This window comes from Subsaximicrobium wynnwilliamsii (assembly GCF_007997225.1).
Taxonomy (GTDB): Bacteria; Bacteroidota; Bacteroidia; order Flavobacteriales; family Flavobacteriaceae; genus Psychroserpens; species Psychroserpens wynnwilliamsii.
In genome coordinates this window covers 238,564-254,916 of sequence record NZ_VORM01000002.1, presented here as the reverse complement: position 1 = coordinate 254,916, position 16,353 = coordinate 238,564, and the positions used below count along the sequence as shown (strand labels likewise).

The following is a 16,353-nucleotide window of genomic DNA, read 5'->3' as shown; positions in this document are numbered from 1 at the left end:
TACCCTCGGGGGAATAAAAGCCTCTGGAGATCAAAATCGATACCCAACTCTAAATCCACCCCACTTAGCGGTTTCGCCGGTCTCAAATTCCTTTGAAATACTGGAGCGCGAATATTCAAAGTAAAGCCTTTTGGTTTGGATGACGAGACCAAAATTAAATTGTGCTGTAAACCGTTCAAGGTTTCCATTTGAGATGGTGTAAGGACTTCTCGTATTGAAGAGTCCGCCTTGCAAGGTCGCGTCATGGCCCACTGCGGTTACGACAGGTTGGGCATAGGCATAAATTTGGAACCTGCCTTCTTTTGCTTCGGAAGAAAACACATTTTCAAATTGGCCCACAACTAAATTTGCACCTGCGGAAATATTTGTGAACAAGCTCCCAACGTCTAAAGTGGATTGGGCTTGTAAAAACAAAATATCATTGAACTGAAACACTTGCTTTTCAATCCCTACTTGATAGTTGATCACCACATCATTCTTGATTTGATGTCGCCAGCCGAGCGGTGTTTTATTACCGGTCCATTTATGGATGCCCACTTGCATCTCCTCACCAAACGCACCCGGGCCAATTAGCCCGAGACTCAAGGAAGAATGCCAGCGCAGCTTTTGTTGAGTATGCGTTGAAACCGAAAAACTTTTCAGCATAATGGCCGATGCGAATGGTCTATCGCCGTACTGAATCTCTGGCAATTCGTAATGATTGGGCGTAAACCCGATGTGCTCCAGTGAGAGTCCGAATTTGGTTTTGAATCCCTCCGGTTTCAGCAACATAAAATTCAAGGGGTTTTTACTGAAAACAGGTGCCACAAACTCAAAATGGTAGCCTTGGGTGTAAATCTCATCGGTGGCGGCAAAAAAATCGTTGTCATAATGAAATCGAAAATAGCGCTCACTGTTTATGCTTCGGAAGGCTTCCAGATGTTGGATTTTCTGAGCCCTCCCGATTCCGAAGAAAAAAAGTGCCAAACCTATTGTTAAGATTAATCGCTGCATGTGAATAGATACGGGATTTAGGCGAGTTGAGTTTTCAGAAGCATAAATCCCACGAGAGGATTGCAGAAAACGCGCCTATTTATCGAAATTGAGAAGATGTTGGCGAAAAACACCACACCGGCTTTTAACACTAAAAAAGACCACCTCAGGGTAGCCTTTTCCAAATTTAAAATGAATGAATCTACATACGCTCTGGCACTTCTATGCCTAAAAGGCCAAAGGCATTCTTGATCGTATTGGCCACCAAGCGCGCCAATTGCGTTCTAAATGCTTTTTCATTATCATCATCTGCGCCCAAAATGGACACATTTTGATAAAACGAATTGAAGCCTTTTACCAAATCATAAGTATAATTGGCAACCAATGCCGGACTGTGATGTTCTGCTGCATTCTGAATCACTTCAGGAAACAGTTCCAACTGCTTGATAAGCTCGCGTTCCTTTTCGTGAAGTTCCAAGGTTGAAAAATTAACTTCTTTAGCATCCTCTGCTTTTCTCAAAATAGATTGGATACGCGCGTAGGTATATTGAATAAAGGGCCCCGTATTGCCCTGAAAATCGATAGACTCTTTCGGGTCAAAGAGAATTCGTTTTTTAGGATCCACCTTTAAGATGTAATATTTTAGCGCGCCTAAACCAATGGTTTTATAAAGTTCCTTTTTTTCTTCAGAAGAGTAGCCGTCCAATTTTCCTAATTCCTCAGAAATTTCGGCAGCGGTCTGCGTCATTTCATCAATCAAATCATCAGCATCCACAACGGTGCCTTCACGACTCTTCATTTTTCCGGAAGGTAAATCGACCATCCCATAACTGAGATGGAACAGATTATCGGCCCAATCGAAACCCAATTTCTTAATGATGAGAAACAAGACCTGAAAATGATATTCCTGCTCGTTGCCAACCGTATAGACCATGCCACCAACATCAGGGAAATCCTTGACACGTTGAATGGCAGTGCCAATATCCTGAGTCATGTACACCGCAGTGCCATCGCTTCGAAGCACGATTTTTTCATCCAAACCGTCTTCCGTTAGATCGCACCATACCGAGCCATCCTCTTTTTGAAAGAACACACCTTTTTGCAAACCTTCAGCCACAAATTCCTTACCCAACAAGTAGGTTTGGCTTTCGTAGTAGAGTTGGTCAAAATCAACCCCGAGATTTTTATAGGTCACATCAAAACCATCGTAAACCCAAGTATTCATTGTGTTCCAAAGCGCGACTACCTCAGTATCGCCAGCTTCCCATTGTTGGAGCATTTGCTGTGCTTCCAAAAGTATGGGCGCTTCTTTTTTGGCTTCTTCCTCGGTTTTCCCTTCGGCAATTAAATGTTTGATTTCCTTTTTGTATTCCTGGTCAAACTTCACATAATAGTTGCCTACCAGTTTATCGCCTTTCAAGTTTGTTGACGCTGGCGTTTCTCCATTTCCGAAACGTTGCCAAGCCAACATGCTTTTACAAATATGAATGCCTCTATCGTTAATGATCTGGGTTTTATAGACTTTTTTTCCTGAAGCTTTTATGATTTCAGCCACACTATAGCCCAACAGATTATTACGCACATGCCCTAAATGCAAAGGCTTATTGGTGTTTGGCGACGAATATTCAACCATGACGGCCTTGTTGTTTTCAGAGGGTTTTAGAAATGCAAACTGAGGGTCGTCCTGTATTTTACTGAAAAAATCCAGATAATATCGATCGTTGATCTCCAAATTCAAAAACCCTTTAACCACGTTGTAATCGGTAATCAAGTCCATTTCTTGCTTCAAAAACAGACCAATTTGCTCGCCAATCTGAGCTGGATTGCCTTTGACCACTCGCAACATCGGGAATACCACTACTGTAATGTCGCCAGCAAACTCCTTGCGCGTGGCCTGAAATTCGACTGTTTCTATTTCGGCACCAAAATGCTGTCGTACCGCAGCTTTTACTTGTTGTCCTAATGTCTCTTGAAGCGTCATCTGTATTGGGTTTAAGCTGCCAAAGATAGCGGTTTTTATCAAAAAATCCCTGATGGAGCCTTAAGCTTTATGGCTTAGATTTGTAAAAAAATAAGGATGCACCGTAATTTGCTGTTAGGTTTACTTTTGGTGTTGTTTTGTTGTCATCCTTCCGAAGATATTATTGCCCTTGCATCTCAAGTGAACCCTAATTTCTTCAAAGGATAGAATTCTCGAGTTAAGTAGATACCCTAAAAGTGAATTCCCAACAGCGTAAATTTATTTTTCTGTTGGGCGCCAGATTGGTTGGCCTTTGCAGGAAATGAAAACACCTCAACACAAGGCTCGGCCTGCGAAAATCAATGCCTGTTTGACTTTGAACACAAGGCCTTGCCAGGACTTGATGTATTTGAGGATAATTGATTTTAGTTGACTCGTACCAATAGCCTAAGTTTAGATTACCGTTCATCGATGATAGTGTCGTTTCTCCTAGATTTTGGCATTTCAACTATTCGTCGATTATTTGAAAAACGCCTTAAAACCACTTCAACTAATTTATCGGTATTAAAACCCAAAAATTAGATATTTAGAACCCTTTTAATCATTTTTGGGTAGCTATTAATCAAAGTCCCAAACTTGATGAAATATAATAATCAATCTTTATTTAGATTGTCTTTATTATTTTCGAGACTTATTTACCCATCCCTCAAAAGGTATTTTCGCCGAAATAATTTTGCAATTACAGTTGCCCTAGCCAGACTATGAAACAGTTATTGACTTTAGCTGTTTTATGTGCTACATTATTTGGTTTTTCCCAAACAGATAATATAGACAGCCTGACCGTGCAGTTAGCATATCAAAAGCAAGACTCTGCCAAGGTAGAGACCTCTTTGCTCTTGGTAAATGCACTGTACCATAATGCGGACTATAAAAAAGCACTGTTATATATTGACAAAACTGAGCGTCTTGCCAACCTATTGAACCACTCTAAAGGTGTTGCCGATGCCAATTACTACAAAGCACTTATCTATTCAGACAAAAACGATTATTACAATGCCATTGACGGTTTTAACAAATCACTCAAAATCTATTTACAATTGGGCGATACCATTGGCATTGCCAAGGTCAATAACAGCATTGGCATTATAGAAATCAAACGGGGCAATTATAGCGTTGGCCTCGAAAACTCACTATCGGCCATTAAAATTTTTGAGGATAAGAACTTAAAAACCGAACTAAGCAGCGCTTACAACAGTCTTGCTGAAGCGTATTACAGAACACATCAAACAGACAAAGCTTTAGAGTACAACATAAAGGCCTTGCGAGTAAGACAAGATCTTCTCGATAGTTTGGGCATTAAGTTGTCGACAAAAAACATCGCGATGCTTTATTCTGAACGTAAAGAACATCGCAGAGCCATTGAGTATTATGAAGACGTATTAGGACTGTTAAATGCTGCGGAAGACGATACGCTCAAAGGAGAAATCCTACCAAGAATTGGCGTGGAGTACCTGGAATTCAAGAATTATGAGAAAGCAGGGAACTATTTGGCCGAAGGATTGAAATTCAATCGAAACATCAAAAACAGTGACGGCATCGTACGCTCATTGAACGCCATGGGCAGTTTGAACATGCAACAGGGAAAAACGCGCTTGGCAAGAATCCAAATCAATGAAGCCCACGACCTTGCAGAACGCATCACTGACAAATCCCAGTTATTGACCAATTACCGGTTGCAAAAAGAATGGGATTCCATTAACAAGAATTTTCAAAATGCATTTTTCTGGCAAGGTAAATACTACACGCTCAAAACAGCTTTGGATAAGGAAAACACTCCCATACTCCCAACCATAACAGAAGATTCTCAACCCGATCTACTTGAGGACATCAACTATTTCAAAGCATTGGCCGAAAAGAAAGAGGCCCTCAACACCAACAAGGAAACTGACGGTGCACTTCTAATTGTAATAGCTGTGCTATCTGTATTGCTATTGATTGTTGGCACCATGTTTTTACTTTATTATATAGAACGCAGGAAGAAATCGCAAAAACACAGTGTTTCCACCCAACCAGATGCAAGCCTCGTTTCCCAAAACAAGGTCTATGCTGATAAGATCAAAAATTTGGAGGAAGTCAATAAAGTCAAGGATCGTTTGTTCTCCATAGTTTCACATGATTTAAAAGATTCCATTTCCTCGATAAAGGCCTTTATTGATTTGCTGAAGGATGACAACCTCTCTCGCGAGGAATTTCAAGACCTCATTCCAGAATTGAGCGAGAACGCCGATAGCGCATCAGACTTGCTGTTCAATCTGCTCAATTGGTCCAAATCCCAAATGCAGAATCTAAAACCGAAACCTGAGATATTCAACATCCAAGATGTGTTTCACAATAAGATGAGTTTGGTGGAGCAGAAAGTGGAGCAAAAACGCATCGCATTTATTGACGAATCTCACCGTGATTTCATCTATGCCGATAAGAGCATGGTAGAAATCGTAATTCAAAACCTAATCACAAATGCTGTGAAGTTTACCAGCGTGGGCGATGTGATCACGATCTCAAATACCGATCATCAAGGCAAAAGCTTAATTTGTGTGGAAGATACTGGCGTTGGCATCTCCAATGAAAACCTCTCAAAAATTTTCCTGAACTCCAACTTCACAACCACCGGTACCAACAATGAAAAAGGCAACGGTCTCGGTTTGACCATCTGCAAAGAATTGGTAGAACTCAATGGTGGGCGAATTTGGGTAGAAAGCAAACTCAATGTTGGTACAAAATTCTATGTGGAGCTACCTAAAATGAAACCGGTAAGCTAGAGGGGTTTTCGAGTTCAGAGTTCAAGGTTCAAGGTTCAAGGTTCAAGGTTCAAAGTATTTTAGATCAAGATTCAAACCTGCCGGCAGGTTCCAAATTCCCGACCTTCGAAAATCAAAAATCAAAAATCGTCAATCATTAATCCCTAGGTAGAAACACTTCAGCCATCATGCATCGCGCACTTCCGCCACCGCAGGTTTCTATGGTTTCCAAAGAACTGGAGAGTATGGGGCAGAATTTTTCAATGGTTCCAACTTGTTGGGTTGTTAGGCTTTCGTGAGCAGCATGACTCATGACCAAATAGGCTTGACCGTTCTTGCCTTCCACCTGTAACATATTACCAGCAAACTCGTGCATTTGTGCTTCGCTTATGGCAATTATCGTTTTTCCATCTTGCTTTAAACTGTTTACAACGGTCTTGCGTTCTTTTTTATCATCAATACTGTCCAAACAGATTACCGCAAAATCGGTTGCCAAACACATCATGACATTGGTATGGTAGATTGCCAAGCGTTTACCATCAACATCTTGATACGCATTGAACACAACAGGCGTGTATTCAAAATCCTCACAAAATTCAATGAATAAATCCTCATCGGCGCGCGGTGACAACGCACAATACGCCTTTCTATGCACCCGATCCAAAAGAATACTACCAGTGCCTTCCAAATATAGCGCTTCATCTTCTGCTGTGGTATAATCAACAATGTTGTTGATTTTAAATCCTGCTTCCTCTAAAGTCAGAAATACGTCCTCTCGGCGTTCTTTACGGCGATTTTCAGCAAACATGGGATAGAGACCAATATCCCCATTTTCATGAAAACTTACCCAATTGTTTGGAAATATGGAATCTGGTGTATCTGGAGTTTTGTCATCCTGCACCACAATGACGTTCACACCAACCGCCTTCAGCTTTTCAACAAAAGCATCAAACTCATGTTGGGCTTTGGCATTGATTTCGGCATTTTTGATGCTCAAATCCTGCTGAAAATAATTATTGACTGCAGTTTCCTCGTTCATCCTGAAACTTATAGGACGAATCATAAGTATGGTATTGGTAATTTGTGACATATCTAAAATGAATTGATCTGCAAAATTAAGGATTTTAGGGGCGAACCTCCTGCAAATACAGCACAAATTTATTAGCCTATTTTTGATTAATTTTGAAGGCATTTAAACACCATTCCATGAAAAAATTCTGCTGCATTCTCCTTCTCTTTTACGCGTGTTCTTCGGAAAAAAAACAAGCAACTTTTGATTTCAATACCAAATTTGAAAGTTCCAATGGCACAGAGACCGCGACCTACGAGGAAACCATCAATTTCTACGAGCGTCTGGCCGAAACTTATCCTGAAATCAATTTAAAGGCCATGGGCAGTACCGATTCGGGCATGCCATTGCATGTAGTGACTGTAAATGCAGATGCCGATTTTGATTTTACCGAAATTAGAAAAAACAAACGCATCCTGCTCATCAATAATGGCATTCATCCTGGAGAGCCCGACGGCATTGATGCGACCATGCTCTTGTTTAGGGACATTGTTCAGGGTAAGATTGAGATGCCAAAAACTACCGTATTGGTAACGATTCCCATTTACAATGTGGGTGGTAGCTTGAACCGAAACCCAACTTCCAGAACCAATCAAAACGGCCCAAAAATGTATGGTTTTAGAGGCAACGCCCGCAATTTTGACCTCAATCGCGATTTTATAAAAAGTGATACCAAAAACGCCAGAAGCTTTGCTGAGATTTACCACTTGGTAAAACCCGATGTGTTTATTGATAACCACGTAAGCAATGGTGCCGATTATCAATATACCTTGACCCACTTGTTTACGCAGCACAATAAGTTGGGCGGGAATCTGGGCACTTACCTCAATGAGGAATTGATGCCAGGTTTAGAGCAAAAGTTGACTGAAAAATCCTGGGACGTTACGCCCTACGTGAATGTTTTCAATACGGTGCCAGAAAAAGGGTTTTCCCAATTTATGGATCATCCACGTTATTCCACTGGCTACTCCACGCTTTGGAATAGTTTGGGCATGATGGTAGAAACACACATGCTCAAACCCTACAAACAGCGCGTTGAAGGCACCTATGAGCTCATGAAAAGCATGATTGAACTGACCGAAAAAGACGGGGAAAAAATTGCAGCACTGCGAAAAGCTGCGTTTGAAGCTTTTAAAAACCAGAGCAGCTATCCCATACAATGGGAAGTGGACAGCAGTAAAAGGTCAACCTTGCAATTTAAAGGGTATGAAGGTCAAATGATAAAGAGTACCCTAACTGGAGCCGATCGTTTAAAGTATGATCGCTCCAAACCGTTTACCAAAGCAGTTGCTTATCAGAATTATTTCAAACCAAGTCTGGAAGTTCAAATCCCGAAGGCTTATGTGATCCCCCAAGGTTGGTGGCAGGTCATTGAGCTTCTAAAAATCAACGCGATTGAGATGACCCAATTCAAGCGAGATACGAGCTTTAGCGTTAGTGCTTACCGCATCAAGGATTACGATACCCGAACTGCTGCCTATGAAGGCCATTATGCGCATTATGATGTGAACGTGGAAACTTCTGAAAAAGAAATGAGCTTCCGCAAAGGCGATTACTTCATTAGCACCCAACAAGACGGGATACGCTACCTTTTGGAAACCTTAGAGCCACAAGCAACCGACTCGTTTTTCAATTGGAATTTCTTTGATACCATACTTCAGCAGAAAGAAGGATTTTCGCCTTACGTATGGGAAGATATGGCCGCTGAATTATTGAAAAAACATCCCAATTTGAAAGCAGAGTTTCTTCAGAAAAAAAATAAGGATCAAGACTTCGCCAATAATTGGTACGCACAGTTGGATTGGCTACACAAACAAAGCCCGAATTATGAACAGGCACATTTGAACTATCCGGTCTATCGGGTGTTTTGAGCATAAGAGCCTTCCGCGAAATCAAAGAAAATTTATTTATTATACCCGAAACGCTTGAGCTGTCTCTGGTCACTACGCCAGTTTTTGTTGACCTTTACGTATAGCTCGAGATGCACTTGCTTGCCGAAGAATTTTTCGAGATCCTTTCTGGCTTCCACACCTACTCTTTTGAGCGCTGCGCCCTTATGGCCAATGATGATGCCCTTTTGGGTTTCACGTTCAACCATGATTACCGAGCGCATCTTGATGATGGTTTCCTCTTCAAAAAACTCTTCAGTATCGATTTCGACTGCATAAGGGATTTCCTTTTTGTAGTGCATCAAGATTTTCTCCCTAACGGTTTCATTAACGAAAAAGCGTTCTGGCTTATCGGTCAATTGATCTTTGGGATAAAAGGCAGGTGATTCTGGTAAAAGTTCCACAATGCGTTCAAAAACTTCCTTGACGTTGAAACCTTCTAAGGCCGAGATGGGAAAAATTTCAGCATTGGGTACTTTTTGAGTCCATAATTGTACTTGGCTTTCCAATTGTTCTTGATTGGACTTATCAATTTTATTGAGCAGCAGCAACACCGGAATCTTAGAATTGGTAATCTTTACAAAGAAAGCCTCATCCTTGAGTTCCTGTTCGCCAATCTCTACCATGTACACCAAGATATCGGCATCGTCAAAGGCAGATTTAACGAAATCCATCATTGACGCCTGCAACTCATAAGCGGGTTTGATGATGCCTGGCGTATCGCTTAGGATCATCTGGAAATCCTCGCCATTTACAATGCCCAAAATACGGTGCCTCGTGGTTTGTGCCTTAGAGGTAATGATGGACAATTTTTCGCCCACAAAGGCATTCATCAAAGTGGATTTCCCCACGTTGGGATTGCCTATAATATTTACGAAACCTGCTTTATGTGCCATAATTGATGCTTTTGTAGTGCAAAGTTACAATGTTAAGGCTATTATTTCAGCATAAATTTGTATTTACCTTTTACAAACCATTATTTTTTAGGAAAGGTCTTAAATAAGAATATGACAATAAAAAGATAAGAATTATCTAAGTATTGCCATATTCATCGAAAAACAAAAAACAAAAAAATATCTTAATGCTATAGTCTCAAACTCTTAATTGGTGCCCAGCTAAACGCATCATTAAAACTGGATTTTGGTTCACTATAGCCTTTAAACTTCACTTTGGCATGTATAGTGCATGGGCACTAAGACATTATCATCATTTGAAGACAAAGTCGCTACAACTTTCCCTATTTTTTAGGTACTTCAATTAGGGAGATTTTGCCATGCTCTTCCTTGAAGAATCTATCTTTTAAGCCTTGGTATTTATCAATCTGATAGTCATAGCTACTTCTGTAGGTTTCATGCTCGGCAATGTAAAATATGTCGCATTGGGTATCTTCACACTCAATGATATTGGTTCTTGAAGTTGAATAACTCAACATGGCATTCAACAAATTCTCATTTTCATCTTCTTTCTTCTGAAGGCGCTTCAACACATCATTCTCAGCTTTGCCTAAGTTTAAATCTGCACTGCATAGCTCAACAAGATTGAACAACTCTTTTTTGATGGAACTCAAATGATTGATCCAATGATCCAGCTCAATGGAATTGTTTTTATGGGTAGTATCAACGTCGGTATCATGATCAAATACTTCTAAAGGTTTTGCTTTCATGGTTTCAAATTTTTTTAGTTCCTGAATCTCACTCATAAAGATCTTCAAAAATCGCTATTTTAAATTTTCATTTAAAATCAAAATGGAGTTTGAAAATCAAGGTTGTGCCACAAACGGGCACAACCCAATTATTTACAAAGTAATGTCTATGCCATTATAGGTTTCTTCATGGCGAACGCTGGTAATTTTCAATTTTTCGTTACCACCAGGTAAATTCCAATCTACGGTATCACTTTCAGAATAGCCCAATAATACTGATCCCATGGGCGTTAAGACAGAGATCTTATTTAGCTTAAAATCCTTATCCACCGGAATCACAACTTGAAACGCACGCTCCCAGCCCTTGTCTGACGACACCTTGACGTGGCTATTAAAGCGCACTACATCTTTTGGCATTTTTTCCTCGTCCACGATATGAGCTGTTTTAAGTTCCTCGGCCAATTTTACCAAAGACTTTTGGGTCTCATGGTCGCCAACATAGCCAGATATATTGAGAATACGCTTTAGGTAGACATACTCTTTTTTTTCCAATATTAAGCTTCCGTACTTCATTATGACTTTTGCATTGATCTATTTATGGGAATATACCTCTTTGCACATACGCTTTTTCAATACGCTCAATAGCGATACAATAAGCGGCAGTTCTCATATCCATGGATCTGCGTTGTGAATATTCCCAGACCTTATTGAAGGACTCATTGAGTTTCTTATCCAATTTGACCATGACCTCATCCAATTGCCAAAGTTCACCGTTTCGGTTTTGCAGCCATTCAAAATAGCTACCAATCACACCACCAGAATTACAAAGAATATCTGGAATGATGGTTTTGCCAAGTTTCAACAATGCTTTCTCACCTTCCACATTTATTGGGCCATTGGCGCCTTCAGCAATAAGTGTCGCCTTGAGTTGAGACGCGTTTTCTTTTGTGATTTGGTTGCCCAATGCTGCAGGGATGCAAATGTCACAATCGGTACCAAAAAAAGAATCTTTATCTATAGGGTCTGCATCTGGAAAATCAACAAAACTGCCTTTGTGAGCTTGTACATAATTGAAAAGCGATGCCACATTGATTCCATCTTGGTTTTCAATACTGCCATAAGCATCTTGAACGGCAACTAATTTAGCACCTTCATTTTCAAGAAAATGCGCTGCCCAATACCCAACATTGCCAAAACCTTGAACGATGAATCTCTTGTTCTTTAAAGTCATTTCGTTCTTTTCGGCCCAAAACTTAATGGTTAAATAAACGCCATAACCTGTAGCTCTATCTCTGCCTTCGAGTCCGCCACTGCCTTCTGGCTTACCGGTAACCACATGCTGGTTAGCGGTACGCTCTGCAGGTGGTCTTGTACTCATGTAAGTGTCGGCCATCCAAGCCATGGTTTGGCTATTGGTGTTAATGTCTGGAGCCGGTATATCATGCTCTGGTCCAATATTATCTGCCAAAGCAAATGTGAAACGTCTTGTGATACGCTCCAATTCGTCTTTGGAATATTTTGAAGGATCTAGTTGGATGCCACCTTTACCTCCACCGTAAGGCAATCCTGCCAAAGAGGTCTTCCAGGTCATCCACATTGCCAAAGCGCGTGCTGCATCGATATCAACAGTTGGGTGGTAACGCAAACCTCCTTTATAAGGCCCCAATGCATTATTGTGCTGTACACGATAGCCTCTAAAGATCTCTACTTCGCCATTATCCATTTTTACAGGGAAATTGACAACGATCTCATTATTGGTAATACTAAGGATCTTACGTATGTTAGGGTGCAAATTGATTTGGTCTGCAGCACTGTTGAACTGCTCCATAACATTTTCCATCATGCCTCTTACGGCTGGTTTCTTCTGTTTCTTTTGATCTGCTACTAGTGTCATGTAATTCTTGTTTAATTTTTTGTTATTTTGTTTTTCGGTATGCTTTTATCTCAATCGTGTTCTTTTAAAAATTTTGTGATTTCCCAAATTTTCAATGGGAATGGGACGCACTTGAACAAGCTTGCCAGATGGCATTAATTCTCTTAGTTTTTTGATTATTTTCTTGGATATCATTCTTTTATTTTTAGTGGTTAAAATGTAAAAATTGCGGCACTGGTTTCTTTACTGGGGTATTTTTAGCTTTTAGAGGTTTCATTTCCTCAAATTCGCTACATGACCAAACGGTGTCCTTATGAGCAGTCAATACACAAGTATTGAGATATGAACATGATGGGCATATATTAAAATCATTTGAGCGCATAATTCAATTTTTATCATTTTCAAGTCTTTAAAGGCAATGCCCATACCATAAATACTCAAATGTGAATCAAAAACAATTAACTCCTTGGAAATAAATGATTTACATGTTTTTTAGAAATTAAACATATTTTTTCATGCGGTACTAAATTACCCAACTGGGTGCGAATGTATCGCTTATTTAGGCCATTACTCGGCTAATTTTTGCCGAATGGTCTTGCGGTCTATTTGCAGGATTTCTGCAGCTTTGGTTTTATTGTTTCCCGTGGCTCTTAACACCTTTTCGATATACTGTCTTTCTATATCTTTAAGAGGCAACAGTACATCGCTAGAAAGTTTAAGCTTATATTTTAAATGGTCTGGCAGATGCTCTAATTCAATTATTTTATCGCACATGATCACCGCGCGTTGAATGATGTTCTCCAGTTCCCTAATATTACCTGGCCAGTCGTAACGTTTTAGAATCGCCATAACTTCTGGAGCGATCTTCACATAGCGGTCTTTGTATTCCACACCGTACTTGAACAAGAATTTATTGACCAAAGGTACAATATCATCCTTGCGTTGACGAAGTGGTGCCACCTCAATTTCAACCACAGTCAAACGGTAAAACAGATCTTCCCTAAAACTCTTTTTCTGAATCATATCACCCAGGTCGCTATTGGTGGCAGCGATGATACGCACATCTACGGGTTCTGATTTAGTGGCCCCCACCTTGATCACTTCTTTCTCTTGCAGCACCCGTAACAATCGGGATTGCACAGCCAAGGAGGCATTGCCTATTTCATCCAGAAAAATACTGCCCCCATCGGCCGCTTGAAAAAAGCCATTGCGGTTGGTATCGGCACCTGTAAAAGCACCTTTGACATAGCCAAACAATTCCGATTCCAACAGATTTTCTGGAATGGCGCCACAGTTGACTGCAATAAATGGTGCACGTGAAAATTGGCCCTGATAATGAATGGCACGCGCCACAAGCTCTTTCCCAGTGCCGCTCTCGCCTTTGATAAAAACCGTTGCTTTGTTATTTTTGACCCGTTCAATAATTTGGATGACATCCCGGATTTTTTCTGAAGCACCAATAATGTCTCCATAAGCCTCATTTTTTGCTGCGGAAGGCTTTGAGGAAGGAGCTATTTCTTTTTCCGAAGCCGCCAGGGATGCGGCGATGGCCGACTTCAACTCGGCTTTAGTAAAGGGCTTTGTTAAATAGCCCACCACTCCCGATTTGATAGCGGTAAGCGAATCTTGAACCGAAGGATAGCCGGTAACCATCAATTTAGGGAGCCCCGGATAATGCTCAGAAACAAATTTGATGAGCTCAAACCCGTCAATTTCAGGCATTCTTAAATCGGTAATCAATAAATCGATTTTAGTATCCCGCAAAATGGCAACGGCTTCCTTGACCGAAACGGCTTTGAAGCTATGGTAATCCCAAGACTGCAAATGTCGCTGCAAGAGTTCAAGTATATTGATATCATCATCAACTATTAGTATGTTTTCCTTGCGTAATTGCATGCGTTAATTTTTAGGTAAGGTTATGGTGAAGGTAGCCCCATTTTTACTGTTATTTTCAGCAACTATGGTACCTTTATGAGAGGTAATGATGCCATGCACCACACTTAGGCCCAGACCAGAACCGTCTCCCATGGGCTTTGTTGAGAAAAAGGGTTCGAAAATACGCTCTAAAGCTTCCGCAGTAAATCCTTTGCCTTCATCTGCTATTTTAAGGATGATGTCTGTTTCGCTTTGATGCGCCTCAATTTCAACCAATCCATTTTCCGGGGAGAAATAAATGGCATTGATCAACAAATTAAAGAAAATCTGTGTGATCTGTATGGGATCTGCACGAAGCCACAATTCTTCTGCATCAATTTTTACCAAGTATTTTATCTTTTCCTTTCTAAAGGTGGCATCCAAAAGATGGATGGCATTTTTGATGTTCGGGATGATGTTGACCCGTTTCATTTCCTGAGGCATTTCACAGGCAAAGAACATTAAGTTTTTGACCACTTCTCGTGAAAATATGGCATTTTGGATGATTTTATCCAAATCCTCGGCATGTTTGGGATCGTTTTTGAGCTCGTTTTGTAATAATTCGGCAAAACCGAGAATGTTTGCCAAAGGGGTGTTGAGCTCATGGGCTATACCCGCAGTGATTTCACCCAAGATACCCAATCGGTCTGCACGTTCCATTTGCCGCTTAAGGGAGCGTTCATTAGTTTCAATTTCTATGCGCTCAAAGAGACTGCCCAGTTTGAGCGCCACATTATCCAAGAGTAATTGTTCCTCCTTCGGGAAATCAGTCGGCTTGAATTCTGAAGCCAAGGCATGAGCTATGATCTGCCCTTTGTTTTTATTGAAGACGAGCACATTAGACCGCAGTGTTATGGCTGGATCTTGAATGGCTTTGGTGCTAAATGAAAATACGCTGGTATTTATGGTAATATCGGTTTTTTCGGGATATTGGAATGCCTTTTTCAAACTAAAGGCAATCGCCTTCAAAGTGTCTTGGATGAGTTCGTAATTGGCATGACTAATTATGGAAGACACCTCGTAGAGGCAAGTAAGCTCCTTAATACGTTCCTTTAGTTCTTGTTCAGTAGTATTCATTTGGTTTGCGCTTTTGTTTCCGCTTGTTCGTCTTCGCCTTCATTGGCTAGAGTTTGCTTAAAAACCAACGATCTGTAAGGATATGGTATCTCCACACCTTCTTTGGCAAAACGCTTAACCACGCTCTCAAACACATCACATTTGAGTGCGAAGGAATTTGTGAAATTTTCAGACCAAGCCCAGGCCCTAATCGTCATGGAGGAGTCATTGAGTTTAATTAGAGCTGTTCGCACCATGGCTTTTCCATCTTTCTTTTCCAATAAAGTACGGTTATCGTAAATAAGCGGATGTTTTTCACATTCGTTCTGAAGGATTTTCTTTGCCAGATCAATATCACTATCAAAGGCAATTTCAATTTCTACGTGCTCACAGCATTTCAATTCCCCTAAATCATAATTAATCAGTTTCTCCTTATTGATGATAGCGTTTGGGATCACGATCATTTTATTTTCAAAATTTCTAATGACGGTATGTCTCAAAGTGATATCTGTGACCCTGCCCACCATGGTATCTGTGACTTTAACAATATCGCCAATTTTAAAAGGTTTAAAGGAAATTATAAAAACACCACCCACCAAATTGGACAGCGCCTCTTGAGACGCCACACCTGCTATAAGCGCTATTACCCCTGCCCCACCCAAAGCGGTTTGGGCAACCCCGCGAAGCGAAGGGAAGGCCAAGAGGCCAAATAGGATGCCTACAAAACAAATGATAAAAACAACAACATAGCGTAAAAATTTATAACTGGTGGGATCAAACTCATTTTCGATTTTCTCTTTGATCTTGACCTTAAACCATACATTTACCGCTGTAGCTGCCACAATTGTGAGTACTGCCAAGAATCCCAAATAGCCAGCCAATTTAAAATAAGCTGTCAAGGCTGCATCCTTTTCACGATCCACAAATATAGAGCTCAAAGCGATACACCCTAGAATGAGCCAAAGTACATTGAGTACCCTTTTTACCAAGTTGATGGGTCTACGTGAGGCATCAGGAATTTTTTGAAATTCCTTTTTCAAAAGCCATTTGTGCAGTAAATTGGTAAGCAAACGGAGCATCAAATACGCGCCAATTATCACAACGGCAGTTATAAGATGTGGTTTATAGGTTTCTAAAAATTGTTCCATAGTTCTAACAAATATTAAAATTGTTTTCAAAA

The 16,353-nt window shown here is 40.6% G+C and carries 13 protein-coding genes; 3 read left to right on the top strand and 10 right to left on the bottom strand.

What is annotated here, in order from left to right; genetic code table 11:
• Nucleotides 1-30 precede the first annotated feature (30 nt).
• A complete protein-coding gene (locus ESY88_RS02470; RefSeq protein ID WP_147085316.1) occupies nucleotides 31-993 on the bottom strand; it encodes a lipid A deacylase LpxR family protein in 963 nt (320 codons plus the stop codon).
• A 181-nt stretch (nucleotides 994-1,174) separates the two neighbouring features.
• Entirely contained in the window at nucleotides 1,175-2,953 is a 1,779-nt protein-coding gene (gene argS / locus ESY88_RS02465) for an arginine--tRNA ligase (RefSeq protein WP_147085315.1), read from the bottom strand.
• A 240-nt stretch (nucleotides 2,954-3,193) separates the two neighbouring features.
• Between argS and ESY88_RS21860 the strand changes: the two genes are divergently transcribed.
• Nucleotides 3,194-3,355, top strand: coding sequence for a glycosyl hydrolase 53 family protein (locus tag ESY88_RS21860; RefSeq protein WP_147085422.1), 162 nt, complete (start codon nucleotides 3,194-3,196; stop codon nucleotides 3,353-3,355).
• A gap of 338 nt (nucleotides 3,356-3,693) precedes the next feature.
• The gene (locus ESY88_RS02455) at nucleotides 3,694-5,751 is read left to right on the top strand and encodes an ATP-binding protein (RefSeq protein WP_147085314.1); all 2,058 of its coding nucleotides are present in this window, start codon (nucleotides 3,694-3,696) and stop codon (nucleotides 5,749-5,751) included.
• Nucleotides 5,752-5,887: 136 nt separating this feature from the next.
• Here ESY88_RS02455 and ctlX read toward each other — a convergent pair whose 3' ends face one another.
• A complete protein-coding gene (ctlX, locus tag ESY88_RS02450; protein WP_147085313.1) occupies nucleotides 5,888-6,820 on the bottom strand; it encodes a citrulline utilization hydrolase CtlX in 933 nt (310 codons plus the stop codon).
• Between the two features lie 116 nt (nucleotides 6,821-6,936).
• Here ctlX and ESY88_RS02445 point away from each other — a divergent pair, with 116 nt between their 5' ends.
• On the top strand, nucleotides 6,937-8,670 hold the full coding sequence (locus tag ESY88_RS02445; RefSeq protein WP_147085312.1) for a M14 family metallopeptidase: 1,734 nt from the start codon (nucleotides 6,937-6,939) through the stop codon (nucleotides 8,668-8,670).
• Between the two features lie 32 nt (nucleotides 8,671-8,702).
• Here ESY88_RS02445 and era read toward each other — a convergent pair whose 3' ends face one another.
• The 7 genes from era to ESY88_RS02410 all read right to left on the bottom strand — a co-directional run bounded on the left by era (nucleotide 8,703) and on the right by ESY88_RS02410 (nucleotide 16,321).
• Nucleotides 8,703-9,584 carry a GTPase Era gene (era, locus tag ESY88_RS02440; protein WP_147085311.1) on the bottom strand — a complete coding sequence of 294 codons (882 nt, stop codon included), beginning with the start codon at nucleotides 9,582-9,584 and terminating at the stop codon, nucleotides 8,703-8,705.
• 341 nt (nucleotides 9,585-9,925) lie between these two features.
• The gene (locus tag ESY88_RS02435; RefSeq protein WP_147085310.1) at nucleotides 9,926-10,351 is read right to left on the bottom strand and encodes a hypothetical protein; all 426 of its coding nucleotides are present in this window, start codon (nucleotides 10,349-10,351) and stop codon (nucleotides 9,926-9,928) included.
• Between the two features lie 132 nt (nucleotides 10,352-10,483).
• Complete coding sequence (locus ESY88_RS02430; protein ID WP_147085309.1) at nucleotides 10,484-10,903, bottom strand: GreA/GreB family elongation factor; 420 nt, start codon at nucleotides 10,901-10,903, stop codon at nucleotides 10,484-10,486.
• A 22-nt stretch (nucleotides 10,904-10,925) separates the two neighbouring features.
• On the bottom strand, nucleotides 10,926-12,224 hold the full coding sequence (locus ESY88_RS02425) for a Glu/Leu/Phe/Val family dehydrogenase (protein ID WP_147085308.1): 1,299 nt from the start codon (nucleotides 12,222-12,224) through the stop codon (nucleotides 10,926-10,928).
• Between the two features lie 546 nt (nucleotides 12,225-12,770).
• On the bottom strand, nucleotides 12,771-14,099 hold the full coding sequence (locus ESY88_RS02420) for a sigma-54-dependent transcriptional regulator (RefSeq protein ID WP_147085307.1): 1,329 nt from the start codon (nucleotides 14,097-14,099) through the stop codon (nucleotides 12,771-12,773).
• 3 nt (nucleotides 14,100-14,102) lie between these two features.
• Nucleotides 14,103-15,194 carry a sensor histidine kinase gene (locus ESY88_RS02415; protein WP_147085306.1) on the bottom strand — a complete coding sequence of 364 codons (1,092 nt, stop codon included), beginning with the start codon at nucleotides 15,192-15,194 and terminating at the stop codon, nucleotides 14,103-14,105.
• Nucleotides 15,191-16,321 (bottom strand): mechanosensitive ion channel family protein, encoded by a 1,131-nt coding sequence (locus ESY88_RS02410; RefSeq protein ID WP_147085305.1) that lies wholly within the window; start codon nucleotides 16,319-16,321, stop codon nucleotides 15,191-15,193. The genes ESY88_RS02415 and ESY88_RS02410 overlap by 4 nt, the downstream gene beginning before the upstream one ends.
• Nucleotides 16,322-16,353 lie beyond the last annotated feature (32 nt).

Bases quoted from the DNA above. Each gene is read 5' to 3' on its own strand.
- ESY88_RS02470 (WP_147085316.1), bottom strand. From the start codon at position 993: ATGCAGCGATTAATCTTAACAATAGGTTTGGCACTTTTTTTCTTCGGA.
- ESY88_RS02410 (WP_147085305.1), bottom strand. From the start codon at position 16,321: ATGGAACAATTTTTAGAAACCTATAAACCACATCTTATAACTGCCGTT.
- ctlX (WP_147085313.1), bottom strand. From the start codon at position 6,820: ATGTCACAAATTACCAATACCATACTTATGATTCGTCCTATAAGTTTC.
- ESY88_RS02455 (WP_147085314.1), top strand. From the start codon at position 3,694: ATGAAACAGTTATTGACTTTAGCTGTTTTATGTGCTACATTATTTGGT.
- argS (WP_147085315.1), bottom strand. From the start codon at position 2,953: ATGACGCTTCAAGAGACATTAGGACAACAAGTAAAAGCTGCGGTACGA.
- ESY88_RS02445 (WP_147085312.1), top strand. From the start codon at position 6,937: ATGAAAAAATTCTGCTGCATTCTCCTTCTCTTTTACGCGTGTTCTTCG.
- ESY88_RS02420 (WP_147085307.1), bottom strand. From the start codon at position 14,099: ATGCAATTACGCAAGGAAAACATACTAATAGTTGATGATGATATCAAT.
- ESY88_RS02435 (WP_147085310.1), bottom strand. From the start codon at position 10,351: ATGAAAGCAAAACCTTTAGAAGTATTTGATCATGATACCGACGTTGAT.
- era (WP_147085311.1), bottom strand. From the start codon at position 9,584: ATGGCACATAAAGCAGGTTTCGTAAATATTATAGGCAATCCCAACGTG.
- ESY88_RS02430 (WP_147085309.1), bottom strand. From the start codon at position 10,903: ATGAAGTACGGAAGCTTAATATTGGAAAAAAAAGAGTATGTCTACCTA.
- ESY88_RS02415 (WP_147085306.1), bottom strand. From the start codon at position 15,194: ATGAATACTACTGAACAAGAACTAAAGGAACGTATTAAGGAGCTTACT.
- ESY88_RS02425 (WP_147085308.1), bottom strand. From the start codon at position 12,224: ATGACACTAGTAGCAGATCAAAAGAAACAGAAGAAACCAGCCGTAAGA.